Source organism: Nostoc sp. FACHB-190, assembly GCF_014696905.1.
Lineage (GTDB): Bacteria > Cyanobacteriota > Cyanobacteriia > Cyanobacteriales > Nostocaceae > Nostoc_B.
Map to the genome: position 1 here is coordinate 26,176 of NZ_JACJQW010000006.1, position 16,263 is coordinate 42,438.

Annotated in this window: 7 protein-coding genes, 1 pseudogene and 1 CRISPR repeat array; of the genes and pseudogenes, 5 read left to right on the top strand and 3 right to left on the bottom strand. The window is 40.4% G+C overall.

What is annotated here, in order from left to right; genetic code table 11:
* Positions 1 to 128: 128 nt before the first annotated feature.
* The 3 genes and pseudogenes from H6G28_RS09510 to H6G28_RS09520 all read left to right on the top strand — a co-directional run.
* Positions 129 to 4,640, top strand: a complete 4,512-nt coding sequence (locus H6G28_RS09510; protein ID WP_190670433.1) for a CHAT domain-containing protein — start codon at positions 129 to 131, stop codon at positions 4,638 to 4,640.
* Between the two features lie 815 nt (positions 4,641 to 5,455).
* Positions 5,456 to 7,792 carry a cytochrome-c peroxidase gene (locus tag H6G28_RS09515; protein ID WP_190670434.1) on the top strand — a complete coding sequence of 779 codons (2,337 nt, stop codon included), beginning with the start codon at positions 5,456 to 5,458 and terminating at the stop codon, positions 7,790 to 7,792.
* Positions 7,793 to 8,610: 818 nt separating this feature from the next.
* A pseudogene (locus H6G28_RS09520) lies at positions 8,611 to 8,853 on the top strand (helix-turn-helix domain-containing protein); the annotation flags it as partial.
* A gap of 158 nt (positions 8,854 to 9,011) precedes the next feature.
* On the opposite strand, the gene H6G28_RS09525 reads toward H6G28_RS09520, so the two are convergent.
* From H6G28_RS09525 to H6G28_RS09535, 3 genes are all read right to left on the bottom strand, one after another.
* A complete protein-coding gene (locus tag H6G28_RS09525; RefSeq protein ID WP_242054507.1) occupies positions 9,012 to 11,984 on the bottom strand; it encodes a CHAT domain-containing protein in 2,973 nt (990 codons plus the stop codon).
* A 67-nt stretch (positions 11,985 to 12,051) separates the two neighbouring features.
* Entirely contained in the window at positions 12,052 to 12,885 is an 834-nt protein-coding gene (locus H6G28_RS09530) for a tetratricopeptide repeat protein (protein WP_242054508.1), read from the bottom strand.
* A 163-nt stretch (positions 12,886 to 13,048) separates the two neighbouring features.
* A CRISPR array of direct repeats spans positions 13,049 to 14,469; the repeat unit is 35 nt; unit sequence GTTTCCATCCCCGTGAGGGGTAATGAATTGAAAAC.
* 336 nt (positions 14,470 to 14,805) lie between these two features.
* Positions 14,806 to 15,549: a DUF4384 domain-containing protein gene (locus tag H6G28_RS09535; RefSeq protein ID WP_190588580.1), complete on the bottom strand. Its 744-nt coding sequence runs from the start codon at positions 15,547 to 15,549 to the stop codon at positions 14,806 to 14,808.
* 114 nt (positions 15,550 to 15,663) lie between these two features.
* On the opposite strand from H6G28_RS09535, the gene H6G28_RS09540 reads away from it, so the two are divergent.
* The gene (locus H6G28_RS09540) at positions 15,664 to 15,843 is read left to right on the top strand and encodes a hypothetical protein (RefSeq protein ID WP_190670436.1); all 180 of its coding nucleotides are present in this window, start codon (positions 15,664 to 15,666) and stop codon (positions 15,841 to 15,843) included.
* Positions 15,843 to 16,121, top strand: a complete 279-nt coding sequence (locus H6G28_RS09545; RefSeq protein WP_190588578.1) for a hypothetical protein — start codon at positions 15,843 to 15,845, stop codon at positions 16,119 to 16,121. The genes H6G28_RS09540 and H6G28_RS09545 overlap by 1 nt, the downstream gene beginning before the upstream one ends.
* Positions 16,122 to 16,263 lie beyond the last annotated feature (142 nt).

Genomic DNA, 16,263 nt, shown 5'->3' on the forward strand with positions numbered 1-16,263 from the left:
TAACTAGGAGAAACTGCAAACTTTTATAAATTGTTGGCAACTTAATAAGCTAATCTATATTCTATTGATGCAAAAGATAACTAAAAATTTTAAACTCTCAATAAAAAAATTAAAAAAATATAATTTTTATGCAGCCAGTAATTTCTATCATCATCAGAGTTTACAATCGCGCCAATTATCTCAAATTAGCCATAGAAAGTGTTTTATCACAAACTCGCCCAGATTTTGAACTATTGATTTGGGATGATGGTTCTACAGATCATAGCCTAGCCATTGCCCGTGAATATGAACAGCGCGATCGCCGCGTGCGGGTAATAGCCAGCAAATATAATCTGGGAGTAGCCAAAGCTTTAAAAGGTGCGATCGCTGAAACTCGTGGTAAATATATTGGTTGCCTAGATAGTGATGATTTACTCGCCCCCACCGCCCTGGCAGAAACCACAGCCGTATTAGATGCTAAACCCAATATTGGCTGGGTTTACACCGACTATTTAGACATTGATGAAAATAATACAATTCTTAGTTATGGCTATCGCTGTCTGGTACCTTATAGCCGAGAAGAACTGTTAAATCGGTTCATGACATTTCATTTCCGCCTAATTCGCCGTGAAGTGTTGGAATTAGCTGGAGGAATTGACGAAACACTGGCAACAGCAGAAGATTATGATTTATGTCTGCGACTTTCCGAAGTTGCGGAAGTAGAGCATATCTATCAGCCCTTATACTACTATCGCACCCATCCCGAAACAATATCACAGCAACGCAGACAAGAGCAAATTAAGAACTCCCAACTTGCAATTATCAAGGCAAAAAAACGCCGACAGCAAATTCAACCTAGTTTACAAAAAAAAGCCCTCATTCCTGGTAGCAAGATAAATTTCCCTGCTATTACCAAAGCTAAAAAGCCAACATTAGCACTCAGCAATATTGCCTTGCTGTTATGCCTCATACCCACAGCCGCCATAGCCCAAAACATCACCCCCGCCAACGACGGCACAGGTACAACAGTTAACACCCAAGGTAATAACATTAATATTGGTGGTGGTAGCCTCAGCAGCGACAAAGCCAACCTTTTCCATAGCTTCAGCAAATTTGGACTCGATGCCAACCAAACAGCCAACTTTTTATCCCAACCATCCATCCAAAACATTTTAGGCAGAGTCACAGGTGGAGACGCATCCATCATTAACGGCGTAATTCGCGTCAGTGGTGGCAATTCCAACTTATATTTAATCAACCCCGCAGGTATTATCTTTGGGCAAAATGCCAGTTTAAATGTACCAGCCTCCTTTACAGCTACTACAGCAACTCGTCTCGGTTTTGGGAATAATAACTGGTTAAATGCTGTTGGCACAAACAACTACAGTCAACTTATTGGTACACCCAATAGTTTTGCCTTTGATAGTAGTGTTGCTAGTGCAATTTTCAACCAAGCTAATTTAGCTGTGCCAAATGGTAATAATTTAAGTTTATTTGGTGGCACAGTGGTAAGTACAGGCAGTTTATCAGCCCCTGGGGGTAACGTCACAATTGCGGCTGTACCGGGAAGTAGTTTACTCAAAGTCAGTTTGGCGGGAAATCCGTTGAGTTTGGAAATTCAACCATTAAATTCTACTAATAATAATTTGCCATCGAATGATTTAGCGGCGTTATTAACTGGTGGTAGTGGTGGCAATGCCACTAATTTAGTTGTAGATAATGGTGAAGTAAAGTTAACTGGTTCTGGTTTGACTGTGAGTAATGGTGATGTTGTCGTCAATCAAGCATCTGGGAAAAATGTCACCCTGGCAGCTAACCACAATTTAACACTACCAGAAAGTCAACTTGCTGCCACAAATAACTTAAATTTACTGGCGAAAGATACAGTCAGAGTGCGTGATAGTGTCGCTAAAAGTTTCTCGGCTACTGCTGGCAATAACCTGACGATTCAAGGCAATCAAGGTATTGATATTTTTGCGATTAATCACTTACAGCAAACAACATTTATTAGTGGTGGTAATCTCTCTTTAATCAGTGATGGCAATATTTCTTTAGACGCGCATTTTGCTAGTGGTGGTAAATTTTCAATTCTCAATTCTCAGCAGCAAGGGGCAGACTTTATTAGTTTAGTTGACCCAATTTTTAGTTCTAACGAAGATGTTACCTTTGGGAACTATAATGGGCCATCTTTAAAAGTAGAATCCCGTGGCAGTATTACGACTGGCGAAATTGTGATAACTGGTGCAGATACCGCCCTTTCTAGTACTACTCCAGATGGTCAAATTTTGAGTAGTCAGCCAGCTTTGATTTTACGAGCAGGTGTGACTAGTTTAGAAGAAGTTACCACTGGTAATCCCTCTAGTTTTATTACCAGTGGCTCTTCATTCACATCAACAGGAAGCACATCTTCTCCAGGTAATGTAAATGTCACAGGTGATATTTCATTTAGTCTTTATGGTGGCCCTGTAATTATCAGTGCTACAGGTGATATTACGACTCAAAATATTACTAGCTCTGGTTTCAGTAACACCAGTGGTGATGTGACTTTAACCGCAGGCGGTAGCATTACCACAGGTGATATTGACACATCAGCATCAGGTTTCGGAAATGTTGTTGCAGGTGCAGTCACCCTCCAAGCCGGAACTAGTGGCACATTTGGGCATAATATTACTTTTAATAGTATTAATACTCAAAGTTTTAATTTTAGCGTAGGTACAGCCCAAGGCGGAGATGTTAATGTTTTGGCCTATGGATTGGTAAGAGGTATAAGCTTCATTCCTGATGGTGAAGGTGGTTTTACTGGTGATACCATTAACGCCACTGGTACCACTCAATCCGGCTCAATCACAATTCAACATGATGGCGGGCCGAATAACGTCCCATTTATTGTGGGCAATTCCACTACTAATGGTACAGCCGGAAATATTGTGAGAAATGATACGCCCACAACAACTACTTCATTTCCAGTTTTACCCAATGGCGGCACAGTTACAGATACTGGTAATGCCGCTAACTTTACTTCCATAAATACGCCACCCACCATCACAACCGATTCACTCTTTTCCACAGTTCCAAATAAATCGATAACTTTTACATTTGGGTCTTTAAATCCGATGATCAGTGATGTCAATAATGACAACTTGACGATCATTTTTGATGCGATTTCATCAGGTACTTTAACTTTTCAAGATGGTACGCCCGTGACATCTGGTAGCGTATTAACTTCTAGTACGGTTTTAGTATATACGCCACCAGCAAATTCCAATGGTGTTATCCCAGCTTTCACAGTCAGAAGCAGTGATGGCGTTTCTCAATCTGATCCGCAACAGGTGAATGTAACTGTTGTTTCCGAACCAAACATTGATGACCCCATTCCTGTACCACCGATCATAGTTAATCCGCCAGTAAAAGTTGTTGTAGACCCAGTATCTAAACTGGATGAAAAGTTTACTGACAAAGTTGGGGAGTATTTAGGAGAGGGCAAACCTCTAGTTAAAACTGTGACAGAGGCGCAAGAAGTTCTCACGAAAATTGAAGCTTCTACAGGTGCTAAACCTGCCTTAATTTACATTTCATTTGTTCCTGCAAGCATTAAAGAAACGGCTCAACTACCCATTCTTTCTAAAGATAACGATGTTTTAGAATTGGTAGTGGTGACAGCTAAAGGTGAACCAATTCGGCAAGTATTTCCAAATGTAACGCGATCGCAAGTTATCGCCGCCAGCCGTCAATTAAGCAGTGCAGTTACAGACCCCGCCCTGCGTCGCACCTATATCAAGCCTGCTGAACAACTATACAATTGGCTAATTGCACCCCTTGAATCTAACTTCAAAACCAGAGAAATTAATAACTTAGTTTTTCTCATGGATACGGGATTACGCGCTATGCCCGTAGCCGCACTTTATGATGGTAAACAATATTTAGTTGAACGCTATAGTGTTGGTTTAATGCCCAGCCTCAGCTTAACTAACACTCAATATGTTGACATTAAAAAAGCCCAAGTTTTGGGTATGGGCGCATCGAAATTCATGACCCTCGATCCGTTACCAGCCGTCCCCACAGAATTAAACACCATCACTCAAAAAATTTGGCAAGGTAAAGCCTTTTTAAACGAAGCCTTCACCTTGAAAAATCTCAAAGCCCAACGACAACAAACACCCTACGGCATTATTCACCTAGCAACTCATGGTGAATTTAGAAAAGGTGCGCCCGGTAACTCTTATATTCAATTGTGGGATAGCCAACTGAGAATGGATCAAATGCGTCAACTTGGCTGGAATAACCCCCCTGTAGAACTAGTTGTGCTGAGTGCTTGTCGTACAGCCTTGGGTGACGAAGATGCAGAATTAGGTTTTGCTGGCTTTGCGGTACAAGCTGGTGCTAAATCTGCATTAGCTAGTTTATGGTATGTCTCCGATGAAGGCACATTTAGCTTAATGACCGAATTTTACGAAAAGTTACAAAAAGCCCCGATTAAAGCCGAAGCCCTCCGACAAGCACAAATAGCTATGCTGAAAGGAGAAGTACGCCTAGAAAACGGTAAACTCAAAACATCTCATGGTGATTTACCTCTACCACCAGTCCTACTAGAACTTGGTGACAAAAGCCTGACTCATCCTTATTTTTGGTCAGCCTTTACCATGATTGGTAATCCTTGGTAGACGGACGAATTCAGCAAGCCCTATATAACGCCGTGTGCAACTTTCTCTCAGACCTAACCCCCAACCCCTGACAGGTGTAGGTTTTTTACGTTATGCCCCAAAAACCTTGATTTAGGGTGTAGGGGTGTAAGGGTGTAAGGGTGTGAGGGGGGTGGAACTCTGATTAAATCGTGATTTTTAGAGTCGCTACTCATCACTTTTTTAAAAACCTACACTTGTGAGAGGTTTGGAGAGGGGTTTTAAGAATCAGTCGCACATCGCGTTATATAAAAATTTGTAACAAATTCCGAAATTAGTATCTTTATAATTGTGTTTATATACGTCAACAGGCTGTATTGACTAATTAGTACGAGCCTGATTTTGCTTGATTAATTAACTAAACCAACATGATTCGCTGAAACCACACTCTTAAAAATTCAGATAAACGCGGGTGCTGCGAAAGTCATATAGTGATGATTCATAAATTGCTTCACTTTCGCAACAATCTCAGTCGTCTGATGCAAAGAACTGATGAATCAGCCTTTTTATGGGATAAATTAATAGTTTCATTGCTCAATATTTGATGAAAATGAAACAGTTTTTTTATGATATAGGAATCATATTTTATTTCTGCAAAGCTAGGTAAAACTCTATCACTTCTTTTCCTGTTCCCTATTCCCTACCTACACAAGTAATTTCAACACTTCTGTCTGATTCCTATATCTATTTTTTGGTTTGGGTATTTATCAAAGTAAAATAAAGCGTTCAAACTAAATCAAATTTAGTATTACAGTCTGCTGAAATTTTCCTAAATTTAACAACAAACTCAGAAAGAAATGAGCAATGGTAAAAACACTAACCATAGCAGATCGTCTGAGCCAGAATTATCTCAGGATATCATTCTAGCTCGCCAAAAAAAGGAAGGTAATACTAATTCTTCCTTAATCGAGATGTTATTAAGGTTGTTGAATAGCATCAAAATTCTGCCAATCTTGATGTTCTCAATACTAAAGAGATTTGGCAGAATCACATCTCAGTTATCTAAAAGCATCAAAAGAAGTGTGACGATCGCTGCACTTGTGGTGGTAGCAATTTTGGCTGGACACACATTGTCAGCCCAACTAGTATCAGCCCAAGTAGCTACACTACCTCCACTCAGTGCCGTACCAGTTCCAGAACCAGATAATATTGGGGATTTTATTCGGAACAAGACAGCTGCGATCGCTCTAGGAAAAGCTTTGTTTTGGGATATGCAGTTGGGAACTGACGGTATTCAATCCTGTGCCAGCTGTCACTTCCATGCAGGTGCAGACAACAGGTCTAAAAACCAAATTAGTCCCGGAAATGATAATTTCACCATCGGTGGTGCGCCGAATTATCAGCTAACAGCAGCCGATTACCCATTCCACAAACTAGCTGACCCAACTAACAATAATTCCACTGTTTTAGCTGATACAAACGACGTTGCAGGTTCTCAAGGAGTCTTCCGAACACAGTTTAATGATGTGATTCCAGGAAGCGATCGGGATGATGTCACCCCCCTAAAGGACACAGTATTCAACGTCCAAGGTACCAACGTTCGTCAAGTCACCGGTCGAAATTCCCCCAGCGTGATTAATGCGGTGTTTAACTTCCGCAACTTCTGGGATGGACGCGCTCAAGATATCTTTAACGGAGTCAATGGATTTGGCGCAAGAGATCCAGAAGCTCTGGTTTTGAAAGCATCTACTCCAAGACGCTTAGAAGATGTGCAAGTCCGGTTGAATAATTCCTCACTCGCTTCCCAAGCAGTAGGGCCACCACTTGCAGCAATTGAAACATTTGCCGAAGTCCCTCCGATCGCACCCTTTGCACCATTAGTCGCTGATTTATCCGAAACTGACAATACAGTGAAAATTAGCGATGTTGCCAGTGGTCGGGTAATCAACACTATTAACAACGATGCAGCCGAGTCAACACCGGAATCATCTAACAATGCGATCGCTTCCAGACGGCGACCATCAACCCCCACTACACCCTTGAGAAGATTTGGCAGAAAACTGGGTAAAAAGCTACTGGCAGTTCAACCACTAGCAAAGCAAGTTGTGGCTTATAATGACAGCGTTTTGGGACTTCTCAGTAAATCAACCCGAAATGTACCGCAAAAGGGACTAAACATCACCTATGAAAAATTAATTGAACAAGCCTTTCAACCACAATGGTGGCGATCAAACATGGTGATTCGTGTTGATCCGCAAACTGGCGATCGTTCATTCTATCGCAAACCCAGAAAACGTCCGTTGAGTACCATAGAGTACACATTACCGGAGTATAACTTCTCACTGTTCTTTGGCCTGGCAATTCAAGCCTATGAAGCAACTCTGATTTCTGATCAAACACCTTTTGACCAGTTTCTGAGCGGAAAAAACTCCGCCTTAACTCAACAACAACAAAGAGGATGGCAAATTTTCCAAAACCAAGGTATTTGTATTGCTTGCCACACTGGAACAGAATTGACAGCCGCTTCTGTGAGCAGAGTCAAGAGCGTCGGACGCATTGGACGTGTACCAGTACCTCCTTTCCCACCTGAAGATACAGGCTTCTTCAACATTGGTGTTAGACCCAAAGAAGAAGACCCCGGTCTAGGTGGAAAAGACACTTTTGGTAATTCCCTCTCAGAAGCAACACTCGCTCAACAAGGTAAATTCCAACAGATTTTCGGGGAAGCACCTCCCACCCTCAATCCACCATTGACTCCGAATGAAGAAGTGGTATCAACTGGAGCCTTCAAAGCTCCTGGTCTGCGAAATGTAGAACTCACTGCTCCCTACTTCCACAATGGTGGGCAGTTAACCCTACGACAAGTAGTAGAGTTTTACAATCGGGGTGGAGATTTTCGCTCATCTACCAATTTAATTCCCCCACTTAACTTAACAGAAGCGCAAAAAGACGATTTGGTCGCCTTTTTGCGAAGCCTAACTGATGAACGAGTCCGTTATCAAAAAGCACCCTTTGACCATCCACAATTGTTGATTCCCAACGGTCATCCAGGAAATCAAAACTCTGTTGTTGTCAATTACAGTGTGCAAACTGAAGATGGTACTCAACAAGCTGCTGATTCTTTACTGGAAATCCCCGCAGTTGGTCGTAATGGTGGTCAACCATTGCCAAACTTCCTCAGAGTTAATCAATAAACTATAGCAATCCTACCCCAAACGTGAGAAAATACGTAGATAAAAATCCTTGTTTTATAAGCGTTTGAGGCTTTTTGAACTCTCACATATCATTTAGGATTGCTATAGTTTAGTACTGGTTAATTGAACGACTGATTTATTAACTGTATAACATCACAAAAAAAGCCTGGTAACCCAGGCTTTTTTTATTGAGGGGCTTCTAGAAATTAAATTCAGTTATGACCATAATCAAGACATACATATACCCGGATTTCTCACAAGCAGTAAAAAATCAAATTGTATGGCGTGATGTGAGTCCTTTTTTTGATACATCACCAATCAAAATTTATGCGCGGAGTTAAATTGAGTATAAAAAAGTAGATACAAAGCTAAAATAATCACTATTTTTTGTTGGTACTAAAATAAAAATTTTATGTACATAAAATTAAGTATTCCAAAGCAAGACTTGAATTAATCCAAGCCCAAAGTATCATTAATTAGAAATTTAGCTTAATCAAAAATTCATCCCACATCTGACCCGAAGGGCAGTGTGGGATGAATTTTTGGCTGACGACGAATTGACCCACAACCAATTCAATCCGCTTTCCTTGACAGGACAGGGGGTAGGTGAGGAGTCAGCATTGTTTATGCTTGGTAACGAGTCAATAAGCTCATCTATCACTTGAGTCATTGTTTTGTCAGCATACTCTGCGTATTCTTTGAGCTTACTGAATCTGCGTTCAGACATTCTTAATCTTAATTGTTTGTTTTTCATCCCAGTTACACAATGGTTACACATCATGTTATGTTGTTTCTAGGTCGAAAAACAAGGATAAGTGATGAAAACCTCATACCAATACAAAATCAAACCCACTAAAGAGCAAGCAGAAAAAATTGATAAAACGCTGGAGATGCTGCGTTGTCAGTATAATTATCTGCTTGCTCAGAGGTTTGACTGGTATGAACAAAATCGCTGTCCTATCGATAGATGCCCATTAATTTGTCATTTGCCGGAGTTAAAAGAGCAGCCAAACTATTACAATCAAAAAGCGTCTTTAGTTCAACTAAAAATTGATAGACCTGCGTAAATAAACATACCACACTTCGGCTACTTCGGCTGCGCTCAGTACAAGTACGCTCAGTGACCATAAGAAATTGCTAAAAGGCTTGTAGTATCGTTATTCTTTCTTTTTACTTTTGCCTTTTTACTTTTGCATTGTTGTACTAGTGTAATATCTCTCTATATTGCTTTAATTGTTAGTGGCTCTGTGCTTCCTTGACAAATCCAAGCTCCCCAGTAAAAAGGATGCTGTAAAGGTGTGTCTTTTTCTTGACAATCAATCTGAGTGTTTGGTGATAATTCATTGACTTGTAAAATTTCTTTGAGTGCCTCAACACCCAAGGCAGATTGCTGTAATTCTTTGACAGTAATTGTACGTATATAGTTCTGAGCTTGATGTAACGCTTCGGCACGACCAACACCAGACTGTAGATGATCAAAAAAACTTTCCATCAAGAAAGCCGTCACTCTATCGGGAACTGGCCATAGGCTCATAACTAGGGTTTGTGAACCTGCTACAGCAAAAGCCCGACGCAAACCAAACACCCCTTCGCCGATTTTAATATCGCCTCTGGCAGTATCACAAGCACAAAGAACCGTCAGTTGATTATCCCACAAATCTAAACCGGCGATATCTTGGGCAAACACAAAACCTTTACCTGCTTCTGGAGGAAGAGTGCCACCGCATAGCCATGTGTTAGCACCTGCTAAAGCCAGTCCAGAACGCATCATCGGGTTTTCTGTTTTGGTGGTTCGCAGACGTTCTATACTCAAAAAAGTACGCTGGCGATCGCGTCGTTGAAGTTCAGAGTCACTCAAAAATAGACCGTGAGTCGCAATCAGCATGATATTAGGACACTCACTATTAATTAGGCGGCTTTCTAGTGCTTCTGCACCTAAGTATAATTTTGCATCTAGAAGTTTTTTCGCCACACTTTCACCCAAAAATCTTGTCCCCACAGCGCGACGGAAGGTTGTTTCTGGGATGGGTGGTTTGATTTGCGTTTCGGACTTGGAAGCTATCTGGGTAGCGGACTCTGCTGTTAAATCAAAATCAGGATCAGCAATAATTAGCGGTGCAGAGATGGAATGTTTTGGCTTTGGAACTTTGCTGTGAAGAATTTCTCTGCCGACACTGAGATAACTGATGGTGTATTCATCCATTAACAGTCTTGTACCAGTGCTATTGATAGGCAAAATTTGAAACGGTACTAAGTTTAAGTTGCCATCGGGTGCGATAATCAGATGTCGGCTATTTTTAATAAACTCACGGATAGGTGCAAAAAGCAGTTGACTTAGTTGAATAGCGCCTGTGGAATCGTAAGATTGAATATGCAGCTTTGGTTTTTTGAAGGTTTTTCTCAAAGCTAATGTTGGCTGGTGATAGTCAGAGGCTTGTAAGCGGAATGCCTGAATTGCTTCATCAATGGTTGCGGCTATTCCTAAGTCAAGCATCTGCACTGCGTTTGGTTGTCCGGCTGGCAAAATAAATGCTAAATAGCGCGGCGGATACCATTGAGTTTCTTGGTTTGCGGCAACTGCCTGAAAATCAAATACATCAAAGCGGACAAATTCGACCAAAATAGAATCAGGCGGTAAAGCTGCGGCTATGGCTTGACGGTCAAAAGTTTGCTCAGATAACCCAATTTCTGGAACTTGCAATGCTAGTTGTTTTTGCAAGTAATTATACTGGGCTTGCAGTTGAGTAATATTTTCTCGATAGGTTCTAAACTGGTGTGTGGTTTTTTCTGTGGTTGCGCTGATGTCGGGTTGGGGAATAGAGAAGGTTAAATGTACCAGTCGCGTATTTAAATCACTCAACTGGCGGAATTGTTCTTGGAGTTGGGGGTAGCGTCCACTGTAGAGGGCTTGGTTTTGAGCAGCCAGCGCCGATGCTGTTAGTCCTTTGCGTTTTAAAATAAAATCTAAGGCTGCGAGTTTGGCGTTATCTGAGTGTGATAGGTGTTTGTAGACTAAGGAAAGAAATAAATCAACATTATTTCTGATTTTGTCGAGGAAGGAGAGGCGATCGCTTTCGGAACTAAACGAAAATATGTTACTAATAATCTTGTCTTCTATTTTGCTGGCAGCGATGCGATAATCTAAAGCCTCATCTGGACGATTGATAGCAGCTAACACAGTCGCCAGATTATTCATACTAAACGCCACATCAGGATGTTCATCTCCTAACCAGCGTTTTCGTATCGCCAAAGTTTCGATATATTTCTGTTCTGCTTCCGCAAAGCGCCCCAGAGAGAAATAGAGTTCAGCTAAATTATTAATGCTGATAGAAACTTTTGGGTGTTCTTTTCCTAATAATGACTGTCTCAGTTTTAATGCTGCTAAATGCAGTTGTTCTGCTTCTTGATAACGCCCTTGAAAATCATAAATCACAGCTAAGTTATTCATTGTGGTGGCTACTTGCGGGTGTTGATTCCCAAAAGCAGTTTTCACAATGTTTAAAGCTTGTAAAAATAATAATTCTGCTTTTCGATATTGAGTTAAGTCATCATATAATACTGCTAAGTTATTTAAAATCACAGCCACAAATGGATGTTGTTCTCCTAACAAGCTTTTTGCCATTGCCAAGGCTGTTAAATGTAGTTTTTCGGCTTCTGTATACCTGCCTTGGAGACGATAAATTACAGCTAGTTGGTTGAGCGTGTTAGTAATTTCTGGATGTGAGTTACCTAGAGTGTTTTTTTGGATTTCTAACGCGGCTAAATATTTCTGTTCCGCTTCTGCATAGCGTCCTTGTTCTTCATAAAGTGCTGCTATATTCAAGAAATATTGGGCAATAATTGGATGTTCTTTACCAAGAGATTTTTCTAGCATTGGTAAGACTTGCAAATATTTCTTTTCTGCTGCTAAATAGCGGCCTTGATATGTGTAAACAACAGCAATACTACTTAAAGTCTCAGCAATATCAGGATGTTCAGAAGCAAACAATTTTTCTCTGATGGTATGAGCTTCTAAATACAGTTTTTCAGCTTCTAAATAACGCCCTTGGCTAAGATAAACTTCTGCTAAGTTACTCAAACTCACAGCCACATCAGGATGCTGATTTCCTAGCAGGCATTTCCGCATTGCTAAAGCTGCGAGATATTTCTGTTCTGCTTCTATAGCAATCCTAAATGATATGTGAGAGTTCAAAAAGCCTCAAACGCTTATAAAACAAGGATTTTTATCTACGTATTTTCTCACGTTTGGGGTAGGATTGCTATAGATAGCGTCCTTGTTCTTGATAATTGCTGGCCAGATTATTTAAAGTAGAGGCGATGTATGGATGTTCATTTCCGAGAATTTTTGTCCATTTTTCTAAAATTTCGATAAATTTAATTTCAGCTTCTGAATAACGCCCTTGCGCGTCATACAATGCAGCTAAATTATTCAAAGTAACCGCAATTTCTAAATGTTCATCGCCAAATAAGCTTTTTTTCATGGTCAACGCTTCTAAGTGCATTTTTTCTGCATCAGCATAGCGTCCTTGTGTGGTGTAAATGGCTGCTAAATTATTTAAGGTTTGAGCAATATCAGGATGTTCCTCACCAAATAAGCGTTTCCGCATTGCTAAAACTTCTAAATGTACTTGTTCAGATTGAAAATATTTGCCTTGCTCTCGATATATCTCTGCTAGATTATTCAAATTAGTCGCAATTTGAAAATGTTCTTGACCAAATATGTTTTGCCATAATTCTAGGGCTGATAAAAATAGCTTTTCTGCTTCTACATAATTACCTTGGGAATAGTAAAAGGCGGCGAGATTATTTAAAGATTGGGCAACATCAGGATGTTCTGAACCTAGAAGATTTTTTCTGAGGGTTAAGGCTTGCAAGTATAACGGTTGGGCTAATAAGTAATGTCCTTGCATCCGATATAATTCGGCGAGGTTATTTAAGCTATCACAATATTCAGGATTTTCTGTTAGCTGTTGATGTTTGCCTAGATTTACAGCTTGCTGGGCAACTATTAGAGCTTGTTCTAGGTTTCCTTTTCCTGCTAATTCGACAACTTGTAAGTTAAGTTGATTGAGTTGTTGTATAAGTTTTTTCATCTGCTAGTTCCAGATGTTTATATGTTTTTTTCGCTTTTATTAATTACTTATAGCACTCCTAAATCATCAGTGAACAACAAGATCCCCGACTTCTTAAAGAAGTCGGGGATCTGAGCCTCTCCATTTTCACAAATCAAATAGGATTGGTATATCTTATCTAAAATTCCTCATCCCTGTGAGGGGTAATGAATTGAAAACTATTTACCTGTAATGTTCCATTACTGATATTAACACCAATGTTTCCATCCCCGTGAGGGGTAATGAATTGAAAACAATATCCTGCCAAAAGTTCAGGAATTTGGATTTTTCCAGTTTCCATCCCCGTGAGGGGTAATGAATTGAAAACGGGATGGTGTAACACTTGAAGAAGCAGAAACCATTAACTGTTTCCATCCCCGTGAGGGGTAATGAATTGAAAACCCTTGTGCGGAGCCGAAGTCTCTGCCCAAGGCAATTAGTTTCCATCCCCGTGAGGGGTAATGAATTGAAAACACTTTTGTGAGTCAACATTTTTGTGGTGACGCACTATCGTTTCCATCCCCGTGAAGGGTAATGAATTGAAAACCGTTTTTGGAGGAGAACAAAACATTATAGTTATCGTTCTTGTTTCCATCCCCGTGAGGGGTAATGAATTGAAAACTAAGGAATTTTACGGTTTAAATGATTCTATCTCAGTAGTTTCCATCCCCGTGAGGGGTAATGAATTGAAAACTGATGCTAGTATCGACCCAGGGACGCTCATTAGGTTAGTTTCCATCCCCGTGAGGGGTAATGAATTGAAAACTAATTAAAGGTGAGGTTTTAGAAAAGTACATCACCAGTTTCCATCCCCGTGAGGGGTAATGAATTGAAAACACTTTAAGTTTCTAGGGGGGCAGCCAACAATTTTTGTTTCCATCCCCGTGAGGGGTAATGAATTGAAAACTTAATGCTACTTTGGGATGAAAAAGGCTATATTGAGTTTCCATCCCCGTGAGGGGTAATGAATTGAAAACTAAACGAAGTTGGCATTGATCAGACCGACTTCATTCTGTTTCCATCCCCGTGAGGGGTAATGAATTGAAAACTCTAGCGAGATTCCTCCAGGCTTGCTTGGGTAGTTTAGATGTTTCCATCCCCGTGAGGGGTAATGAATTGAAAACAAAAAATAGACCTCTACGCGAGCAACACTCGCGTGTTTCCATCCCCGTGAGGGGTAATGAATTGAAAACACGACCCTGCCCTCGCCAGTTTCTTGACTGGTGTAACAGTTTCCATCCCCGTGAGGGGTAATGAATTGAAAACCGCTATGGGTTGTATGGGCAGTCATCAGGCATCATTACGGCTGTTTCCATCCCCGTGAGGGGTAATGAATTGAAAACCTTGTCGGAGGCTATGCTTCCATTCGCTATGCGAAGGGAGAAAGTTTCCATCCCCGTGAGGGGTAATGAATTGAAAACTTTTCCGACAGTCTTTGATATGATTGAAGAGGGTTACAGTTTCCATCCCCGTGAGGGGTAATGAATTGAAAACCAGACACACAAACAAGTACGGCAGAATGATTCTGCCAGTTTCCATCCCCGTGAGGGGTAATGAATTGAAAACCCTACCCTTTTAGAAGCCTTAGCCAGAGAGGGTTAGAGATAGGCATTTCTGAGGGGGGTCTAATTTACCTGTCAATAAACACATATTATTGAGAATAGCAGACTATTAGACTATCCTCAAAAGCTTATACAGTAAGCTATCTGAGGGGGTCAACGAAAAAATAAGGGTTTCAGCCATTGCCTGACCCCCGCAGGTAAACTTATGTAAAGAAAGTCAAAATCAATACTTTAAGTTTCAGTTGGAAACTTGATATTAAATTTTCAAGGTTCTGTGCTTTTAAAGGGCAGTATAACAAAGTACTTGAAATTTTAAAAGCTTCAAACATTAACTTTTCTATCATGCAGTAATCAGATAATCTGTATGCCAAAGTTGATATTCTCCGTGTTTGGTCAGATATTCTAGTAACTCTGTCAAATGACGAGCCTCTAATTCTAAAACCTCATCATTATCTTGGGTTAACCAGTCTAATTGAGGTACTTCTTTGGTAATGATGGCGATAATTTCTTCCTTACCGGGAGTGCCTTCGACGGGAAAAGCATTTATTGGTGAACCTAGTTGCGGTAAGCTGGTTTTGCCTGTATCTAAATGTGGCTGTTGAGCAAAACATGAGGGACAGAAACACCACATTTGATTAGATGTATCTTTTTGGAGTAGTAACAAATAACCCGGAGTTGAGAAGTTTAGCTCTACTTGAATGTAACTACCAAGTTTTACCGATTTCTCATATCGGCTTGGGGTTTTCTTCCCCCAGCCTAGTGTTTCTTCTTTGACTAAAACTAACCCCATTTGTTCTGTTGGCGAACCTAATGATTGAAGTTGTTGCCATAACTTATCGAGGGGTGAGAGTTCTTCAGTTTCTACATCACCAAACACGGCGATGTCTTTCCAATCTAAACCCAGAAACACGCATATTTCTTGAAAGTTTGTACGATATATCGGTTTAGCGTTGAAGAAATTACTAACAGTTGAATAACCTAATCTTACTTCTTCAGCAAAATCTGTTTGAGTTAAGTTTTTAGCTTTTAGGGCTTTTCTTGCCAGTTTCACGCCTTCGGGTGATGCTACCAGAGTTCGAGACATAACAAGTAAAAAGTAAAAAGTGAAAAGGTAAAAGGTAAAAGTTGACTGCTATTTCACGATAATTTGTGTTTGTAAAAATTGAGAAATTAGTCATAAAAATTTTGGAATTAGTAGTTGACAAGTATAATTTTATACTTTAATATTAAATACATGATAAAGGCGATCGCTTCTTTCCCTCAAGAACAAAGCAACCGCCCTTATCTAAACCCCACAAAAGGTAAAAGCGATCGTCTGATTCCGGCAAAGAAGAGAGCGATCGCTTTTATACCCCTCACAAAAGGAGCATACAGATAATGATGGCACAATTACTCAAATTCGCCCAATTCCAATTAGTCCAGTTTTTAAGACAAAATTTCCACTTCTCCACTCCCAAGCAAATTTCCCAACCAGTATTTCCCCACCGAGAACCAATTAAACATTTGCTCATCGGTTCTCCCAAAGCCGTCACCAGTACAATTCACTATTTGCAAGTTATTGGTTACGCCAGCGTAGGAGATTGGAGTCCATTGCAACCAACGGGGAATCCAGATGAGGTGATGAGTATTTTAAGCCGTCAAATTTCCATCCAGTAATCTCAATTGAGAGACGTTGCTATGCAACGTCTTTTGAACAAACTTAGTCATAATTTTTGAATTGGCATCAGTCATATACGAACTCATATAAAAGACTCAATAACCCAGACACGAACTCATATATAGCACTGCAACAATTAAA